This is a genomic window from Flavobacterium sp. AJR (assembly GCF_002156885.1).
Taxonomy (GTDB): domain Bacteria; phylum Bacteroidota; class Bacteroidia; order Flavobacteriales; family Flavobacteriaceae; genus Flavobacterium.
Map to the genome: position 1 here is coordinate 23,245 of NZ_NCWQ01000011.1, position 18,785 is coordinate 42,029.

Here is an 18,785-nt window from a genome sequence, read left to right on the forward strand (position 1 = left end):
GATGAGAGTTATTGCAATTCATTTATTAAACGATTACAGCGGAAGCCCTAAAGTACTTAAGCAGTTACTTGCAGGATGGGCAAAAAAAGGCGTCGACTTGCATTTATATACTTGCAGTGGGAGGGAAGGTTTTTTGTCTGGACTACCAGATGTAAAATACCATTTTTACTGGTATAAATTTATGAAGAATCCTTTACTGAGACTCCTTTTTCTTACAAGCAGCCAATTTTTGCTAGCCTTTAAACTGTTGTTTAGCTTAAAAAAGAATGATGTGGTGTATATAAATACCGTACTTCCTTTTGGAGCAGCCATTGCTGGAAAAGTAAGAGGCAATAAAGTGATTTACCATGTGCATGAAACAAGTATGAAACCTCTAGTATTCAAGAAATTTCTTTTTGGAGTTTTAAATTTATTTGCTGATGAGGTTGTTTATGTTTCTAATTTTTTAGCCAATAAAGAACCCGTAAATATTAAAAAAAGAATCATATACAATGTTCTAGAAGAGGATTTTGTGAAATTGGCCTTGGCCAATAAAAACCAGGAAAAAGAAAAAAAGATTGTTTTAATGATCTGTTCATTAAAGGGGTATAAAGGAGTAAATGAATTTTTAGAATTAGCACAAACCAATCCAGGATATATTTTTAAATTGGTTGTGAATGCAACAATTATAGAAATTCAGCAATATTTTAATGCTATAAAACTTCCTGAAAATTTATTCATTTATCCCACACAAACCGATACACATTCCTTTTATAGCGAAGCAAGTGTTGTATTGAATTTATCAGATCCTAAACTTTGGGTCGAAACATTTGGTTTAACAATTCTTGAAGCCATGGCATACGGACTTCCTACCATAGTTCCTCCTGTAGGTGGTGTTACAGAACTTGTTATAGAGGGTAAAAACGGCTATTTAATTGAAAGTAAGAGAATTGATAAAATATCTGATAATTTAAAAGAACTTCTTGAGAATAAAGTATTGTATAAATCGATGAGTAATAATGCTTTTGAAATGAGTAAGCTTTTTAGTTTGGAATATTTTGAAAAACAATCAGCTGAAATAATTTTCCAATACATGAAAGGTAAATCCAAAATATGGAAGTTTTTAAAAGCGAGTAAATCGTAAATACCTGGTAATTAGGTAGATGTATTTAAAGCATGGTTTTGGCAAAGCATATTACAAATACAATAAGCTATGAAAAATAAAAGAATCGCCATTATTGGCACAGTAGGTTTACCAGCAAAATATGGGGGATTTGAAACCCTTGCAGATCATTTAGTAACTAACTTATCAGACAAGTATGATTTTACTGTTTATTGTTCTAAAAAGAAATATACAAAAGAAGAACAGCTAGTTTGGTATAAAGGAGCAAAATTGCACTATATTCCTTTAGAAGCAAATGGAATTCAAAGTATTCCTTATGATTCTCTTTCTATACTTCATGCCTTAATGAAAAATGATGTTTTATTGATTTTAGGTGTGGCAGGAGCCTGGCTTATTCCTTTTATTAGAGTATTTACCAATAAGAAAGTGATAATCTCTATAGATGGCATCGAGTGGAAAAGAGACAAATGGTCGTTAATGGCAAAACTATATTTATGGTGGTCAGAGATGATTGCTGTTAAATATTCGCATATCGACATTTCAGACAATGAATCTATACAAGATTATACAGCCATACGATATAAAACCTTAAGCCGTGTTATTGAGTATGGAGCTGACCATACAATGAAAGTTTCTCCAATAACAGATGATTTCGAAAAGTACCCTTTTCTAAAAACAAGCTATGCTGTAAAAGTTTGCAGAATAGAACCAGAGAACAATGTACACTTAGTATTAGAAGCATTTAAAATTAAAAAAGACATGGCTTTAGTTTTTGTTGGGAACTGGAACAATAGTGATTATGGGCAAAAATTAAAAGAAGAGTATAAAGACGTAACCAATATTCATTTATTTGACCCTATATACAATCAGCGGGAAATCGATTTGATAAGAGGAAACGCAACTTTATATATTCACGGACATTCTGCAGGAGGCACTAACCCTTCACTTGTAGAGGCAATGTATTTAAAGCTTCCTGTTCTTGCTTTTGAAGTTTCATATAATATTACAACTACAGAAGGTAAAGCAATCTATTTCTCATCTGTAGAAGATTTAGTTAAAGAATTGGGTACATTATCTCCCCTAAAATTAATAAGCCTAGCCAATGAAATGGTATTAATTGCTGAAAGAAGATATACTTGGAAAAACATTTCTAAGCTATATGAATTGTTAATAAAAGAAGCTCTTTCAATTAAAAGTAAAGTGGGGGTTACTTCTGAATTACAAAATCTGGATGCTTCTTTTTTGCAGGAACTTCAATTGTTACACATAAATAACAGTAATTTATTTTACGAAAACTAACCAATCATGAAAGCAATATTTGAAATTTTGTCGTACGGATTATTATCCTTGACTTTGACTCTTGTCTTTGTTCCAATAATTAGGAAAATTGCAATAAAAGTGAATCTTGTTGATAAGCCTAATTATAGAAAAGTTCATTTAAGCGCAGTGCCTTTGGTTGGTGGAATTTCAATAGGTTTAGCTGTATTAGTTACTATTTTTACTTCAAGTTTCAGAGTTATTTTTCTTAAAGAATACTTCCCAATATTTGCGGCAGCAATGGTTTTGTTGATCGTTGGAGTTATTGATGATAAAAAAGATATAAAAGCAAAATACAAATTAATTATTCAGGTACTTTTAGCTCTCATAATTGCATTTTCAGGTACAAGAATAACATCATTATATGGGTTGTTTGGAGTTTATGAAATTGTAATTTGGCAACAATATATAGTTACAATTTTGACAATAACAGGTGTTGTCAATGCCTTTAATCTTATGGATGGAGTTGATGGTTTAATTGGAGGGCTATCTTTATTAGGATTTTCAATTTTATTTTTTGTGGCTATTTATTTTAAGGATTATAACTTGGTTTTTTCAAGCGCGTTATTTATCGGAGCCGTTTTAGGTTTCTTAAAATTTAACTTAGGCAAGAAAAAGATCTTTATGGGAGATTCAGGTTCCTTATTTATAGGTTTCATTTTAATTACAGAAGCAATAAAGCTTTTGCAAAAACAACAAATATATAAAGACCACAATTGTAGTTACACTATAATACTACTTATCCTGTTTTTCTCGATTCCAGTTTTAGATTCTTTGCGGGTTTATATGGGAAGAATTAAAAGAGGTAATTCCCCCTTTAGTGCAGATAAATCACATTTACATCATTTACTTCTAGGAACAGGACTTAATCATAAAAAGACGACACTCGTGGTTAGTGCTATTTTTGTATTCTTACTTTTTATTGCGTTGATGTTGCGATATTTTGTGTCAATTACTTTTATAATAGCTATTAGTATTATTGCATTTTCAACTATAATCAGAGTGCTTTTAATGATTAATAAACTTCATCTGTGGAGACTTAAATTAAAAAAACTGGAAAATAGATAAAACGTTGTTTTATATGCAAAGACTTTTCTTAATTCTATTATCCTTTTTTAATAAAGGTATTATATAAAATAGAAGTTGAATAAGTATACCAAATGAAAGATTATCTTATCACTGAGAATGCAGGATCTGTTTAATATCTGTTTTTCAAATGCACTATGGTTTGGTAACATTTAAATTCTAACTAGTTAAAAAAATAATCATGAAAATTCTCTTAACAGGCGCAACAGGTTATATAGGCAAGCGAATCTTGCCATTATTAATAAAGGAAGGTCATGAAGTTATTTGTTGTGTAAGAGATAAAAATAAATTTTATTATCCTGATAAATTTGAAAAAAATATAAAAGTTATTGAAGTTGATTTTCTAAATCCCGAAAGCCTAATAAATATTCCTAATGATATCGATGCAGCATACTATTTAATTCATTCTATGTCTGGTACAGCGACCAATTATAATGAATTAGAAAGTATTTCGGCAAATTATTTTATAGATAAAATAAATAAGACAAATGCGAGGCAGATAATATATTTAAGCGGTATTGTAAATGATAAGTCTTTATCTAAACATCTATCTTCAAGAAAAGCAGTTGAGGATATTTTAAAAACAGCAACAATCCCCACAACGACTTTAAGAGCGGGAATTATTGTAGGATCAGGAAGCGCCTCATTTGAAATAATACGTGATTTGGTAAGCAAGTTACCTGTCATGATTACTCCGAAATGGCTTAATACCAAATGCCAGCCAATAGCTATCACTGATGTTTTAGAATTTTTGAAAAAATCATTATTAAATACCAAAACATATAATCAGAGTTTTGATATCGGAGGCCCGGATATATTAACTTATAAAGAGATGTTATTGCAATTTGCAAAGGCAAAAAATCTCACAAGATATATTTATACCATTCCGGTAATGACTCCAAAATTATCATCTTACTGGCTATATTTTGTAACTTCGACCTCCTATAAATTGGCATCTGCTCTGGTTAGTAGTATGAAAGTGGAAGTCGTTTGCAATGATAATAGAATTAATGCACTATTAGAAGTGTATCCAATTACTTACGTGCAGGCATTAGAAAGTGCTTTAATGAAAATTAATGAAGAATGAATTGTTATGGGGTGATAGGAATTTTAAAAGTACTGTTTTTACAATTGAAAAAAATATAAATAGAGAGGGATGTAATTTAAAACAAAACCAGGATCTAAATTACAGATCCTGGTTTTTATTTAATTATTTATACTTAATGTTTATACTAATAATATCAGATGTCATGTTAGTAGTTCTGGTATAATGACCATACCTAATCTCCAATGTATTCCAATGTTTAAGACCGAAAATTCCATTAGGAGGCGTGTATTTCATCCCCATCCCAAAGAAACTACTATCGAACTTTGATAAATCATAGTTGCTGGTGTAGTATTCATCTGCAGCTGTATGTTCGCCATAAGGTTTAAAATACTTCGTTCCTGTTTGGGTATAATATCTGTAAAATGGACTTAATGAAAATGCTTGAGTTAATTTTACAGGAACTTCAATATCGGCCGTATGTGCTTTTAAACTCCAATCGTCTGAATAGTATCTATAATAAGCTCTTATAATAATGTTGTCTCCTAAAAAATAACTAGCTCTAATTCCCAAAGGAATCTTTAATCTGGTATCTGGCATTTTTTCCTGATGTACAGAACCATCAGTGAAATACACTCGATGAAACGGCAGACTTAAATACCCATTTTGGCTAATTACATCGCCTACTAGCATTACTTGCAATCTTTGGTTTATAATCTGAGCGTAACTTAAAGTTCCTGCAAAAGTGTTTCGATTCGCAGTATCATAACCCTCACTACCGGGAACACGAAGTTCGATTGGCGCAATTAGTTTTAATTGATCAATAAAAGTTTGGAATTTGGCTGTAAATTCTCCATTTCTATCTTTGGTTTTTTGAGAGAAACTTATATTTCCTCCAAAAGATTGATAATCAAATTCAGTTGAAGACGAAACTCCAATACCAATAGTTCTTCCTTTTGCTTCATTTTCTCTAAGATAAGATAAAGAAGGATAAAAGCGGTTGTCTGATGATGAGGCCGATGAATTAGCGCTTAAATCAATCATATCTGAAGAGGCAGAAGTATAATGATCAATACCTGCTTCGATATCAAAAGTATGTTTGATTCCTGTTTCTCCGTATTTTACCAGTTTAACATCGATGGTATTGGCAATATCTGTAAGATGTTGATCGCCAATTCCTCCGGTAACAGCTGAGTTATCTCCGTTTTGGTTATAATAACTAGAAACTAAATTTACTTCTTCAACTTTTAGTTTCTTGCTTTTATAACTGGTAGAATCTGTAGGAATGTTTTGTGCTCTTAATTGAAATAGTCCCAATAAGGCAAATCCTGTAATAAAAATTCTTTTCATTTGTTGATAGTATGAAAATTAGTTACAACCGCAGCCACCGCCGCTTTTTCCAGCATTTGCTCCGGAAGCTCCTTCACGGTAGGATTGAAAACTGAGTTCTGTCTTTTCGATTTTTCTATTAGAAAGTACCATTTCAGAATCGTTTATTTTTCCTTTTTGGTATTCTTTTACCGAAGTACAAGAGGTGAGTAGAATGCCTGTAAAAGCAATGCTACATAATAGTACGAGCGCTTTTTGTTTTGGCTTTTTCATTTCAGGTTGATGTTTTTTGAAGTGTAAATTTTATTGTTGTCGTCGATGATAATACAATATAAATCAGGGATTTGATCTATTAAAAATAAACCTGCTTTAATCCCCATAACAGCAATTGGAGTTGCCATTGCATCTGCAAACTCGGCATTTGCAGTAATAATAGTGACACTTTTTATTCCAGTTACTGGTAATCCTGTTTTTGGGTCTATGGTATGCGAATATTTTTTACCGTTAATGGTTACGAACTTTTCATAGTTACCAGAAGTTGCTATTGCTTTATTAGAAATCTCCATATACGAAAATGCCGCAGTAGGAGAGTCGGGATTGGCAACTCCAATGGTCCATTTTTTGCCATTAGGTTGTAATCCCCATGCCGAGAGATCTCCGCTTGCATTAATGATTCCGCTTTGAATATTATGTTTTAAAAGCACTTGCTTGGCCATTTCAGCTGCATAGCCTTTTCCGATTCCACCAAAACCAATTCGCATTCCTTTTTTCTTTAAAAAGACAGTTGTATTTTTTTGGTCTAGGATAATATTTCTGTAATCTATAAGATGCACCATTTTTAATGCCGTGTCAGCATCTGGCAGTTTAGTCATTGATTTATCAAAATTCCAAAGACTTTTGTCGATACTTCCATAAGAAATATCAAATGCTCCTTGTGTAATTCTCGAAATACCAAGGCTTCTTTCAATTAGGTTAAAAACTTCCAGATCTACTTTTACAGGTTGAATTCCTGCATTATCATTAATCAGATTAGTTTGACTATCATTTTTATAAGTAGTCAAAAGTTTTTCAATCCGTTTGATTTCATCAATCGCCAGATTAATATTCTCGTTTCCAATCTTCTCATTTTCTGCAACAACAGTAATAGTAAAGTTGTTTCCCATGAGTTTTAGGGATTGTGAATATTTTTGATTTTTCAGGATGTTATTTTTTACTATCACAGATCGCTTTTATTTCGGCTGTCCACTCTTCGGGAGTCATTTCTGGTTTTCCATGCCAGGTTTTAATTACTTTGCCATCTGCATCCAGAAGAAGTGTTAAAGGGAAACTTCCTTCTTTGTTGTATATTTCGGCTAAATCCTCGTTTCGTTTTACTTGCTCTGGAGTTCCAATGTTTTTCTTCTTGCGGGGAAAATCAGCATTAACTAATACTAAATTTTCATTTGCCATGTCTGCGAATGACTGATTTTCCAAATAGTCTCTACGCGTTACAATACAAGGCCCGCACCAGTCTGAACCTGAGAAGTTCAATAAGATTAATTCGTGCTTTTCCTTTGCAATTTTTTTTGCATTATTAAAGTCGGATTCCCAATTTATAGGAAGTACTGTCAATAAAAGGAACATTGTAATTAGTTTCATTTTGCAGTTTTGTTTTTAGGTATTTAGGAAATAACGAATTGGGACTTTGTTTATTTTTTAGATTCGCTTAAGATTAGATTAAATTTAGGCAATATCTTGTTTGCTTCTTTTATATAGTTTTACAATTTCGTACCAAGCCACTGACACAAATCCTGTAGCAATTGCTATTACTAATTGATTGGTATTTAAAAAATCAAATTCAAAGAATAAGGTTAACGGTTTTATATAAAGGATTAACCCTAAAAGAATGATTGTAATTAAAATAATAAGTGGTACCATTGGATTTTTATATCTAATTGTTGTCAAGATTGAATAATAAAACGAGCGGTTAATTAAAGTAAGGAATATATTAGCAACTATTAGAACAGTAAAAACCATAGTTCTGGTTAATGCTTCATTATAATTATTAAAAGTACAATATTGATAAATAGATAGTGTTCCGATTGTAATAATTATTCCTTGCAAAAAGCTTGTAGATAATTCTTTCCAATTAAAAAAAGTTGTTGTAAAAGGTTTGGGTTTTTGAGACATTGTATTTTTTTCCATGGGTTCATTTTCATAAATTATGGAACATGTAGGGCCCATTATCAATTCAAGAAAAATGATATGTATTGGCGAAAAAATATTTGGATAGACCCACCCTAAAGCCAGGGGGATAAAGACTATTAATATTATAGGTATATGTATTGAAATTATGTATTGAATTGCTTTTTTTAAATTGGCATATATTTTTCGGCCTACAGCCACAGCTTCTACCATTTTTGAAAGATCATCTTCTAGTAAAATTAGTGACGCGGCCTGCTTTGCAATTTCTGTACCTTTTTTACCCATCGCTATACCAATATGTGCGGCTTTTAGTGCAGGACCATCATTTACCCCATCTCCGGTCATAGCTACAATTTGGTTATTTTGTTTTAAAGCATTTATTATTTTTAGTTTAGCTTCTGGAAACATTCTCGTAAAAATGTTTATTTTCATTACATTGGTTTGTAATTCATTATCATTCATTTTCATCAATTCATCTCCAGAAATACTTTTATCACAATCTTTAAACCCTATTTGTTTTGCGATTGCTTGTGTGGTTGGAGTATTATCACCTGTTATTATCTTTACCGAGATTCCTGCGTTATAAAAATTTTCCAATACTTTTTGGATGTTTTTCTTTGGAGGGTCATAAAAGGCTACAATTCCTAAAAACTTAAATGGAAAATCTTGCTGATTAAGAGGAAAAGTATTTCCTGTAAAAGTTGATAAAGCTACTCCAAGGACTCTATATCCATCTGCAGATAAGGTATTTATAGCGTCATGAGTTTGTTTTTTTTCAATCTCTGAGAGCATAGCCACTTTCAAAATGGCCTCGGGTGCTCCTTTAGCAGCTATAATGCGTTTACCATCAATGGCTTCAAATATATGAGTCATCATAGGAGGTTTACCACCAAGTGGGTATTCATGAATGAGTTTATAATTTGAACGATCGTCTTTCTGGCAGGTCTCTTTATATGCCTTATGCAATGCAATTTCCATTGGGTCAAAAGGAATTGGTTCACTTGCCCACATAGCAGCAGTTAGTAATTCTTTTTCTTCTTCTGTATCAATATTTTCTAAGGTTATTATTTTTTGGCTTGACATTAAAAATAATTTAGCAAGCGTCATTTTATTCTCCGTAATCGTACCTGTTTTATCGACACAAATTATTGTTGCGCTACCTAATGTTTCAACAGTTTTCATTTGTTTTACAACAACCCCCATTTTCATTAATCTCCAAGCTCCTAAAGCCATAAAAGTTGTAAAAGCTACAGGGATTTCTTCAGGTAATATACTCATAGCCAGAGTTAATGATTGTAGCAGGCTATTTATTATATTTTGTGAATACAAGTAATTTATTATCCAAACTATAGCAAAAACAATTGTCCCGACTATAACCATTTTTTTTACAAAGTCACTTATTTGTATTTCCAAAGGGGTTTTCTCTTCTTTAATATGCTCTAAGCTAGTGCCTATTTTACCTAATTTTGTTTGATTCCCTATGGTAGTTACTGTTGCGATTGCCAAGCCTGTAGCTACAGTAGTTCCTAAATAAATATGGTTATCTTCTTTTGTCTTATCCTTAAATACAGATAATGATTCTCCAGTGAGGATAGATTCATTTACAGAAAAATCATTTGAATGTACTATAATGCCATCTGCTGCAACTGAAGTACCTTCTTCAACAATCAAACTATCTCCTACAACTATTTCTTCACTTTTTATTTCTTCTTCTTTTCCATTACGAATCACTTTACACTTTGGTTGTGCAAAATCTTTAAGCTTTTCTAATGCGTTTTTGCTTCTTGAGTATTGAAATAATGATATCGATACTTGAAAAATGATTGCTGCTACCAGAAAAAAGCCATCATTTGTTTTACCGCTTATAAAATAAATAAGTGCTGCAATTAGAAGTAAAATTATCATTGGTTCTTTTGCAATCCGTTTAATTGTACTTAACAAAGTATTCTCTTTTTTGTAATCTAGCTTATTTAGGCCATACTTTTCCCTGGAAAGAATTACTTCTTTATCTGTTAATCCATTTATATTAAAATTATTTACAGGCATATTTGAATTGCTTTTAGGGATGGTTTATTTATTATTTGCTTCGTTAGTACATTATATTTTGAAGTTAGATATACGTATCATTTAATTTTTAAGTAGTTTGAACTCCAAACAGATACCCTACTAAAGCAGACATCCCCATTGCAATGGTTCCCCAAATGCAAATTCGTGCAACGGCTTTTAAAGTATGTGATCCACCCGCTTTAGCAGCTAATACGCCTGAGAAAGCTAAAAAGAGTATTGAAAAACCATATTGATAAAATACCATTTCTTTTATCGGCGCAAAAATGGCAACCAGAAGAGGTAACAAACCTCCAATAATAAAGGATACTGCCGATGCGAAAGCAGCAATTAATGGATTAGCCTGTGTGATTTCATTTATTCCTAGTTCATCGCGCGCATGGGTTTCAAGAGCATCATGAGCTGTCAATTCGATAGCAACCTGTCTGGCTAATTCTTTATCTAATCCTCTTTGAATATAAATATCCGTTAATTCTTCCAGTTCTTCTTCAGGCTGGGTTTCAAGGGCTGTTTTTTCTTTTTTTAAATCAGCTGCTTCTACATCAGATTGGGAACTGACTGAAACATATTCGCCAGCAGCCATAGAAAGAGCACCAGCAACTAAACCTGCAATTGCAGCAAGGAAAATAGGCTCTCTGGTTGTACTCGCCGCCGCAACACCAATTGCCAAGCTGGTTGTGGATAAAATACCATCATTGGCACCAAGTACAGCTGCCCTTAGCCAGCCACTTCTGTTAATATGATGATTTTCAACATGCATAGTTCTAGTTTTTATTTTTGTTTAATCCAGTCTGGATCTTTAGTGGTTTTTTCAAAACCTCCAAAATTAGTCTTCAATAACTGTCTTATTTGTAATGCTGTTTTATTTCGGGTAGCGTTTTTCCATTCATTAAAATCATAAATATAAATTTGTTGAGCATTAGGATTAGTTGTAAATGCTATTCGGGATATTAAGAATTTATATTGTTTTATTTGCTGAGAAACATGACGATTAGGCACTACAATGAGTATTGTTTCCCAATCTAGATAATTCTTAGGAATATCCTCACGGTCTTTTAACCCTAAAAATTCAAGAAAAGCTACTATTTTTTGGTCATTAAGTTTGTGTATGTTTAAATCTACTACTTTTAAAAGGCTATGAAGCTTTGCTTCATCTAGGATAAGACTCATGATATAATATACTATTTTTTATATAAAATTACATTAACCAAGTATAATATAATGGTTTAGGGAGGATAGAATGATTCTAAATTTTATAGTTTTGTTTTTGTGTTTAAATAGTTGGTTATAAAGTGATTAAATTTATTTTGTCAGCAATAATCACAGCGGGGATTTATGAAGCCGCTGTGGATTATAACTGATTTCTGCAAACACATTGATGTTGTTGCTACCTAATTTCAGAGTGTCTAATTTCACCGCCAGTAGTACCTGTTTGTTGGGCAAAGTATAAAACTACAAGACAGTATGCAATTATAGCATACCCAATGTAATTTGCATATGATTTCTTTTTCCAATTGCTCCATAAAGCTAGTATTGAGGTTATACCTAATATATAAGATAATAGGGCAAAAACTTCCGCTTTTTCTTCATGTTCGTGAATTAAACTTTTAGAAATTCCGTCAATTTGTTTTACTACATCCTCAGCTCCCTCGCCTGTAGTTATAGCAGCAAATGTTGTTATAGCTCCCAGAATAAAAATACAATAAGCGGTTCTTTTTACAATTTCTGATTTTACAGTAAATCCACCAATGAGAACCAATAAGCCTACGATTGGTATAATAATCGGCAAGTGATTCAATACTAAATGATAATGCGCTCCGTTCATAATGTTTTGTTTTAAGTTATTAATTTTTATTTATTTTTCATCAATAGGGTATAAGCTCCATTGGTAATCAATTTTTTGTTTTTAAGTTTTTCAGGGTTTAGAATCTCCAAATAGCCATTTTCTTTGGCTCTAAATGAAAGAGCTATTGTAATAATTTGCACCTGATTATTGGTTATATCTGGAACAGCATCAATGGGTAGGTTAGTGGCTTCGTATGAGCCATAGCCAATCAGGGCAATTATAATAAGCCCTACGATGAGTTTATTCCTCACGGAAAACTCAATTATTTTAGTAAGCATAAGTTTGTTTTATTAATCGTCGTTATAAAAAATAAGGAATAGCAAAGACACACGCCATTAGATGTGAAAGTTTTTAAGCCAATAAAAAACGATTAACAGTTTCTGGGTGGCTGCCAGATAGACGAAAGTGAAATAGAAGAATAGGAAAAAGAATATGTATATAAAATTTCTTTTTTATACTTAAAATTGACTTTTTGTATTGTTTTATATTCTTGTATTAGTGGATAAAAGACAACTGAGGATATATTAGTATGTGATTTAAAAGGTAATTTCATATCCTTATCATAATCAGCATCAAATACATGTTGCGCCTGGTAATGAATATGTAAAAAGTTCAAAATAGTCAAATTACTATTTTGCTGTTTGTGTTCCATATAATGTTCTACCAAGAGAGGTAGCTTTATTAATTCACCTAATTGAGTAATTGAGAGTAGGTAAACAGATAAAAATAATATGGATAAATATTTTTTCACAGTACAAATATACGTAATAGTCGGATGTTTTTTTTAGTAACCAATTGTTTATAAGTGTTGTAAATAGTTAAAAGAGGTTCAATAGTTTTGTCTCATCAAGAGTCTAGTTTTCGTAGCGTATATAAATTTAGTTTATTTATTTAATTGTAAATCAATAAACTAAAGAAATCGATACAATGGGTGATTTATTTAAAAGTTAAAGGGTAGTAGTGTTATCTATATAGAGCTTGGCATACATTTGATTTTCTATTCACTTTATAGTTGAGGATATAAAAAGACTTAGGTTTTAAAAAGTTTGAATCTGCAAAGAGAACTCTTATTAGAATTGAGGTTGCGCACATGTTGAAAAAAAACAAATAAGAAATCGAGAGAATAGTAGTTAAAAACAACTATAAGTGTTTGTTTTTTTTTGATGCCGAAAAAGCATCCGAATATCTTTGCAATGTCGAATTAATAAAAAATAGTACTTATGCTAAATACTAAAATGATTGGCAATAAAATTGCCGAGGCTCGAAAAAGAATAAATATTTCTCAAGCTCAGCTTTCTCAGCGGCTATTCATAAGTTCTCAGGCGGTAGGAAAGTGGGAGCGTGGTGAATCAATGCCAGATATCACTACTTTTAGCCGTCTGGCAGAAATTCTGGGTGTCGATCTTAATTATTTTTCAGAGCATTCCCAATCTGAAACGACTGAAACAGTAATCGATGCGTCTATTGTTAAACAATCTGATGAATTGCAATCCTCATCTATTAAAGAGGAGAAAAAGATTAAGTGGGATTTGTCAGATGGTAACTGGATAGAAGCTGACTTTTCCGGATTGAAAAACCTGCATGAAAAATTCAGTTCCTCCAACATGCAGCGTTGCTTTTTCATTGGTTCAGATTTGTCTGGTCTTCTTCTAAAGAATAATAATGTTGATGGCTGTGATTTCTCAGATTCTGACATCAGCAATAGCCAGATTCAGAAATCCAATTTACACAAAAATTTATTTAAGGGATGCAGTCTGAAAGAGGCAGAATTTTCTACTAGTTATATTATGGGATGTAATTTCTCTGGAGCAAATCTTACCAGAGTGAATTTTCTAAAAAATAATCACGTTGATACTTGTGACTTTTCAGGTTCGGATATTAGCAGCAGTCACATTCAGGGCTCTAGCTTAGCCAATACTATTTTTAAAGACTGTTGCCTTAAAGAAACGGAGTTTTCAAGAAGTAGTGTCATGAGGTGTGATTTTTCTGATGCCAATTTTTCTGGACTGGCCTTTAAATCTGGAGCTTTTGGGAAGAATACAATTGTAAATGTTATTTGGAATCACACTTCTTTTACAGCAATGGAGATTGAAGATATAGTTTTTGAGGGTAGATTAGAAGACTGTTATTTTGAAAACTGTACCTTTAAAAGAGTAACATTCCAGAATGCTGTACTTACGAACACTTTCTTTAAAAATAATAATTTGAAACGGGTTAAGTTTGTAGACTGTCAAGCAGATCAAATGACCTATGAGTTTCTGAAAAGTGGAAGCGCGGATTTGACGGGTATCAAATTATTAACACCCTAAAGAAGATTTTTACAAAATAGCTTAATGAGAATTAACTATCAATATGAGTTTGGTGAAGAAAACCTGTAGCATCTTAATAAAAGGAAAAAAAAATGCTAAATCTTTCGATTTAGCATTTTTTTTAGAGCGTATTTTTCCTGAATCTTTTTGATTGTTTTTTTGTTTAACTAGTTTACCAACATTTGCCTCCTATCTGTATCAGAGGACATTTAATGGTTTGGTAAGATTTACTATTTAAGTGTGGGTGATAAAGCCTCATTTGTTATTGATAATTTTGGAAATTTCACCAAAGGTGTCGACAAAAGGGATTATGGGATCTAACTATATGATTTATCTTTTAGGAGTTCTAAATCTTTTAATCCATAACTAATAAAGGCTATTGCTTTCCAATTCAGAAGAAGTAAAATAATTTCTTTTAGATTATAGATTAAAGCCGAACTAGTAATAGTTCGGCTTTTTTTATGCGAAAAAACTATTCTAGAACTATTTTTTTAATTGTTTCATTAATGTTTTTTTATTAGGAAAAATTAGATTTAATTTGCCGAAAACTAACAAATAAATATGAAAAAAATTTTAGGAACAGGATTAGTGATTTTATCATTATTCTTTGCAGGATGTAGTAGCGATAGTGGCGATGATACTAATGACGCAAACAATGCTAATAATGCAAACAATCAGGCTAGCTCAATTACTGCAAGTATTAATGGTGCTGCCTGGACAGGTAAGGTTAATAGCGTAACATTAATTCGTGCAACAAGTACAAAAGAGCAACGTTTTGATATAAGTGCTCAGGATGCATCACAATTATTGTCTTTGACATTTTCTAGCGAATTAACGACTGATAATGGGATGCCTGTGCGTACTTATTCTTTTGATGAAGAAAGCGAAACAAGCGATGCATTATTTATAAATACGTATTTAATAGGGAATAGTACTTATACTGAGCATGCTCCTAAAATAGGGAAAATAACAGTTACCTCTATTGATAAAGAAAAGAAAACTATTTCGGGAACATTTAGTTTTACTGCTATAAAAGCTGGTTCGTTGCAAAATCAAATTGTAACTCCAGAAACGGTAGAAGTTAGCAAAGGTGTTTTTACAAATTTATCTTATAAGGTAATTACGATAGATTAATTATTCTAAAAGCATAAAAAAACCGAGTCATTTCTGGCTCGTTTTTTTTATGCTTTATACTTTTTAAAATTCAATGTATTCGTCTTCTGGATTTCTTATGATTATTGCTCCAACCGTAATTATCATTTCATCTTTAGAGGCAGTAGTTTTCTTTAAATTTATTTTAATTTTTGGGTTATGGGTAAGTTTTAATTCTACATTATCATAAGTAAGATAAGATACTTGTAATATATCTCCTTTTTTTGCCTTTATAGAGAATTTACCATCAAAAGCAGTATGCATACTTCTTCCTTTTATCTTTATAGTTGCTCCAGGCATTGGTAGTTTTTCTTCGTCATAAACGGTTCCTGTATATGTAATCTCGTCTTTATCATCGGCAGAAATCGTGTCGTTGGGGAGTTTTATATCGGTTTGTTCTGTTTTTATAGCTTCTTGTGCTTTTACACTTTGATTTCCTAATCCTAAGAAAGTAATTACAGACGCGGCAGCTATCATCCAGAAAGAATTTTTTTCTTTTGGAACCATAATATTGCGGTTAAGCTGTGTGTTATTAAAACGTCCACATAAGCTATTATTCTTGGTATATGCTATAAGAATTTCTCTATCTGATGCTTTTGTAAAATCAATCACATTTTTCTGGCAGTTGCTACAAAATCTACCTTTTTCGGTTGGTGTCATTTCTAGCCAGTTTTCGTGACAAGGTTTTGGAATTGATATTTTGATATTATTTTTCATTTTAATTTTAATTTGAATTAAATTTTCATCAGACAAATAATATTATGGAGTACATTTTTTGTGTGTGCCTAGCTTTTGTGAGTTTTATAAATGTATTTAATCATCTTCTGTTTTTGCTGTAACGACTTCTCCTATAAAATAATAATTTTTCATTATTGGTTTAATTTTAATATCATTTTCAAGTTTAAATTCGGTGGTTAAAAAATCTTCATGTTGAAATATTAAAACTGCTCCTTTTTTTGCCTTTATTGTAAACTCTCCGTCAAAATTAGTTTTGGTTTCAATTTTGGTTCGTTTTACTTTAACATTAGCATCTGTTATTGGGTTATTTTGAGAATCATATAAAGTTCCTGTATAGGTTATGAGGTCTTTTTTAGACTTAACCTTTATATTGTTTTTAAGTTGTTTGCGGTCTGTTTGTTCTGTTTTTGCCTTTTCTTGTGCTCTTATTATTTGATTTCCTAATCCTAAAAATGCAATTGCTGATGCTGCAGCAATCATCCAGATTGATTTTTTTTCTTTAGGAATTATCATTTTTCTATTAAGTTGTGTACTATTAAAACGTCCACATAAGCTATTATTCTTGGTATATGCTATAAGAATTTCTCTATCTGATGCTTTTGTAAAATCAATTACATTTTTCTGGCAATTGCTACAAAATCTGCCTTTTTCGGTTGGTGTCATTTCTAGCCAGTTTTCGTGACAAGGTTTTGGAATTGATATTTTGATATTATTTTTCATTTTAATTCAAATTAAATTTTCATCAAACCCATAATGTTATGTAGGCACATTAGCTGTTTAAAGATGCAATAAATATGACATATACACTTCTTTTTGTTCCAGATTGCTTTTACGAGTTTAAAAATAGGGATTAATTGATTAAGGATCTGAATATTTTTTTAAATGATTAAAATTTTATAGAGGTTAATGTCAAATTATCTTGTCAAGATTAATAAGAACTTGACTCAGGTTATCTTAGGGTTATACTATTTTATCCGATGTTGTTTTTAGTGCATTCTTTTAGCTAAAACATTGGTTTCCATTATTTTTTATTCTTTTTATTTGTAGCAAATCAGACATAAATAGTCTTTCCTTTTTCTAACTTTAAAAACCATAATTATGTATTCAGAATTTTTAGTTTCAATACTTTTATTTGTTGTTTCAATGGTATTAATGCTTTTTCCACCAAAAAGAATTAATCGCTTTTATGGTTATCGAACTAAAAAATCGATGAAGAATATCGAGAATTGGAATTTTTCAAATCATTTTGCCTCTATTGCAATTTTTGTAATCTCAGTTGGTAATATTATAGGGTTTTGTGTTGCGTCTTTATTTGTAGATGGAGTAAATAAAATTGTTTTTGCTGTAATTTTATTAGCTGAATTGGGATTGGTTTTTCTTATTACTGAAAGAAAATTATCTGAATATGAAAAAATAAGTAAATAGGATGACATCTATTTTATTTTTTAAAAAAATGAAAGCACTATCATTGGTAGTGCTTTTTTGTATATCGGGATATTCACAAGAAGTTTTTACATATGAGAAAGAGATCAGTGAAATCGGAAAATATGACTCTACTGAGATTGAAATCGAACAAACCGAAGAAAAAATAAAACTTTATGGAACTTTAATTTGTCCTAAAACAGAATTTGATAAAGTAGTAATTATTATACCAGGTTCAGGTAAAGATTCCAGGAATAGTCATTATATTTTGGTAGAAGAGTTATTGAAGAATGATATTGCCGTTTTTAGATATGACGAAAGAGGTGTTGGGAAATCTGAGGGTAAATATAACATGGTTTCTTATTGTATATCTGACAAGATAAATGATGTTATTTATGCAATTGAACATATCAAAAGTTTACCATTCTTAAAAGATAAAAAAATTGGTGTAATTGCACATAGTGAAGGTGGTTTAGCAAGTATTGGAGCAATTGAAAAAGGAACAAATGTTGATTTTTTAGTCCAATGGGCCACACCAGTAGAAAAGCATGGAGCTTTCTTAAAATACCAAGTAAAAACTGGAGTAAATTTACAAGAGAGGAATCTTCAATATACAGATTTAGAAACTAAACTCGAGGTTATGGACTTGATCCATAAGATGGTAGAAGAAAATAAAAATGATGCTAACGATTTATTAAGAGAGAAAATTAAAATTTCTTTAAAAGAAAAAGGCTTTAAGAAAAAACAATTCGAATGGTATATTTCTTTTCCTACCTATTTAGATTTATTAAGAAAGAACTACGAAGACACGTACAGAGCTCTTAAAACACCTACACTTTATATAATTGGAAGCAACGATAAATTTGTAGATCCAGTATCGAATATCAATATTTTAAAAAGCTTTGACAATGATAATATTGAAATAAAACTTTTTAATAACCTCAATCACTATTTGACTTATGGTGAAATAAAAGCAATGAATTTTCATTTATATGAAATAGATAATTTGGCGTTAGTAGAGATTATTACTTGGATTAAAAAGATTTAGTCATTTTTTTCTTAAAATAAAATAGGTGATTTTAAGTTGAATATTTGGTCTTTTATCCTTTAGAGAAAATAAAAAGCAAAGTAATAGTGTAAATAATTTTATAGCTTAAAATTAAATTATAAAGGCAAATAATATTGTGATGA

17 protein-coding genes and 2 pseudogenes are annotated in these 18,785 nt (G+C 31.1%); 8 read left to right on the forward strand and 11 right to left on the reverse strand.

All coding sequences use genetic code 11. From position 1 onward, the window contains the following. The first annotated feature begins 1 nt into the window (after nucleotide 1). From B8T70_RS04355 to B8T70_RS04370, 4 genes and pseudogenes are all read left to right on the forward strand, one after another. Nucleotides 2–1,123, forward strand: coding sequence for a glycosyltransferase family 4 protein (locus B8T70_RS04355; protein ID WP_086894055.1), 1,122 nt, complete (start codon nucleotides 2–4; stop codon nucleotides 1,121–1,123). Nucleotides 1,124–1,192: 69 nt separating this feature from the next. Further along, the gene (locus B8T70_RS04360; protein ID WP_039120400.1) at nucleotides 1,193–2,401 is read left to right on the forward strand and encodes a DUF1972 domain-containing protein; all 1,209 of its coding nucleotides are present in this window, start codon (nucleotides 1,193–1,195) and stop codon (nucleotides 2,399–2,401) included. A gap of 6 nt (nucleotides 2,402–2,407) precedes the next feature. Beyond that, nucleotides 2,408–3,487: a glycosyltransferase family 4 protein gene (locus B8T70_RS04365; protein WP_086894056.1), complete on the forward strand. Its 1,080-nt coding sequence runs from the start codon at nucleotides 2,408–2,410 to the stop codon at nucleotides 3,485–3,487. A gap of 199 nt (nucleotides 3,488–3,686) precedes the next feature. Beyond that, nucleotides 3,687–4,589, forward strand: a pseudogene (locus B8T70_RS04370) (NAD(P)H-binding protein); the annotation flags it as partial. Between the two features lie 126 nt (nucleotides 4,590–4,715). Here B8T70_RS04370 and B8T70_RS04375 read toward each other — a convergent pair. The 9 genes and pseudogenes from B8T70_RS04375 to B8T70_RS04415 all read right to left on the reverse strand — a co-directional run. Next, a complete protein-coding gene (locus tag B8T70_RS04375; RefSeq protein ID WP_039115326.1) occupies nucleotides 4,716–5,900 on the reverse strand; it encodes a DUF3570 domain-containing protein in 1,185 nt (394 codons plus the stop codon). An 18-nt stretch (nucleotides 5,901–5,918) separates the two neighbouring features. Next, complete coding sequence (locus B8T70_RS04380; protein ID WP_039115327.1) at nucleotides 5,919–6,152, reverse strand: DUF4266 domain-containing protein; 234 nt, start codon at nucleotides 6,150–6,152, stop codon at nucleotides 5,919–5,921. After that, the gene (locus B8T70_RS04385) at nucleotides 6,149–7,042 is read right to left on the reverse strand and encodes an FAD:protein FMN transferase (RefSeq protein ID WP_086894057.1); all 894 of its coding nucleotides are present in this window, start codon (nucleotides 7,040–7,042) and stop codon (nucleotides 6,149–6,151) included. Before B8T70_RS04385 ends, B8T70_RS04380 begins: the two co-directional genes overlap by 4 nt. A gap of 40 nt (nucleotides 7,043–7,082) precedes the next feature. Further along, complete coding sequence (locus B8T70_RS04390) at nucleotides 7,083–7,517, reverse strand: thioredoxin family protein (protein WP_086894058.1); 435 nt, start codon at nucleotides 7,515–7,517, stop codon at nucleotides 7,083–7,085. 84 nt (nucleotides 7,518–7,601) lie between these two features. After that, nucleotides 7,602–10,109: a cation-translocating P-type ATPase gene (locus B8T70_RS04395; RefSeq protein WP_086894059.1), complete on the reverse strand. Its 2,508-nt coding sequence runs from the start codon at nucleotides 10,107–10,109 to the stop codon at nucleotides 7,602–7,604. Nucleotides 10,110–10,197: 88 nt separating this feature from the next. Continuing rightward, entirely contained in the window at nucleotides 10,198–10,887 is a 690-nt protein-coding gene (locus tag B8T70_RS04400; protein ID WP_086894060.1) for a VIT family protein, read from the reverse strand. Nucleotides 10,888–10,898: 11 nt separating this feature from the next. Further along, nucleotides 10,899–11,297: a hypothetical protein gene (locus B8T70_RS04405; protein ID WP_039120396.1), complete on the reverse strand. Its 399-nt coding sequence runs from the start codon at nucleotides 11,295–11,297 to the stop codon at nucleotides 10,899–10,901. A gap of 217 nt (nucleotides 11,298–11,514) precedes the next feature. Beyond that, nucleotides 11,515–11,952 (reverse strand): hypothetical protein, encoded by a 438-nt coding sequence (locus tag B8T70_RS04410; RefSeq protein WP_039120395.1) that lies wholly within the window; start codon nucleotides 11,950–11,952, stop codon nucleotides 11,515–11,517. Nucleotides 11,953–12,071: 119 nt separating this feature from the next. Next, nucleotides 12,072–12,251 (reverse strand): annotated as a pseudogene (locus B8T70_RS04415) (efflux RND transporter permease subunit); the annotation flags it as partial. 942 nt (nucleotides 12,252–13,193) lie between these two features. Between B8T70_RS04415 and B8T70_RS04420 the strand changes: the two are divergent. Continuing rightward, on the forward strand, nucleotides 13,194–14,282 hold the full coding sequence (locus B8T70_RS04420) for a pentapeptide repeat-containing protein (RefSeq protein ID WP_086894061.1): 1,089 nt from the start codon (nucleotides 13,194–13,196) through the stop codon (nucleotides 14,280–14,282). A 561-nt stretch (nucleotides 14,283–14,843) separates the two neighbouring features. Further along, nucleotides 14,844–15,416: a DUF6252 family protein gene (locus B8T70_RS04425; RefSeq protein WP_039115340.1), complete on the forward strand. Its 573-nt coding sequence runs from the start codon at nucleotides 14,844–14,846 to the stop codon at nucleotides 15,414–15,416. Nucleotides 15,417–15,479: 63 nt separating this feature from the next. Here the strand turns inward: B8T70_RS04425 and B8T70_RS04430 are convergent, their stop codons facing one another. After that, nucleotides 15,480–16,151, reverse strand: a complete 672-nt coding sequence (locus tag B8T70_RS04430; protein ID WP_039115341.1) for a carboxypeptidase-like regulatory domain-containing protein — start codon at nucleotides 16,149–16,151, stop codon at nucleotides 15,480–15,482. 96 nt (nucleotides 16,152–16,247) lie between these two features. After that, entirely contained in the window at nucleotides 16,248–16,892 is a 645-nt protein-coding gene (locus tag B8T70_RS04435) for a carboxypeptidase-like regulatory domain-containing protein (RefSeq protein WP_039115343.1), read from the reverse strand. Between the two features lie 378 nt (nucleotides 16,893–17,270). Here B8T70_RS04435 and B8T70_RS04440 point away from each other — a divergent pair, with 378 nt between their 5' ends. Further along, nucleotides 17,271–17,597: an SdpI family protein gene (locus B8T70_RS04440; protein WP_039115344.1), complete on the forward strand. Its 327-nt coding sequence runs from the start codon at nucleotides 17,271–17,273 to the stop codon at nucleotides 17,595–17,597. Nucleotides 17,598–17,625: 28 nt separating this feature from the next. Beyond that, entirely contained in the window at nucleotides 17,626–18,642 is a 1,017-nt protein-coding gene (locus B8T70_RS04445) for an alpha/beta fold hydrolase (RefSeq protein ID WP_165763187.1), read from the forward strand. Nucleotides 18,643–18,785: the final 143 nt, after the last annotated feature.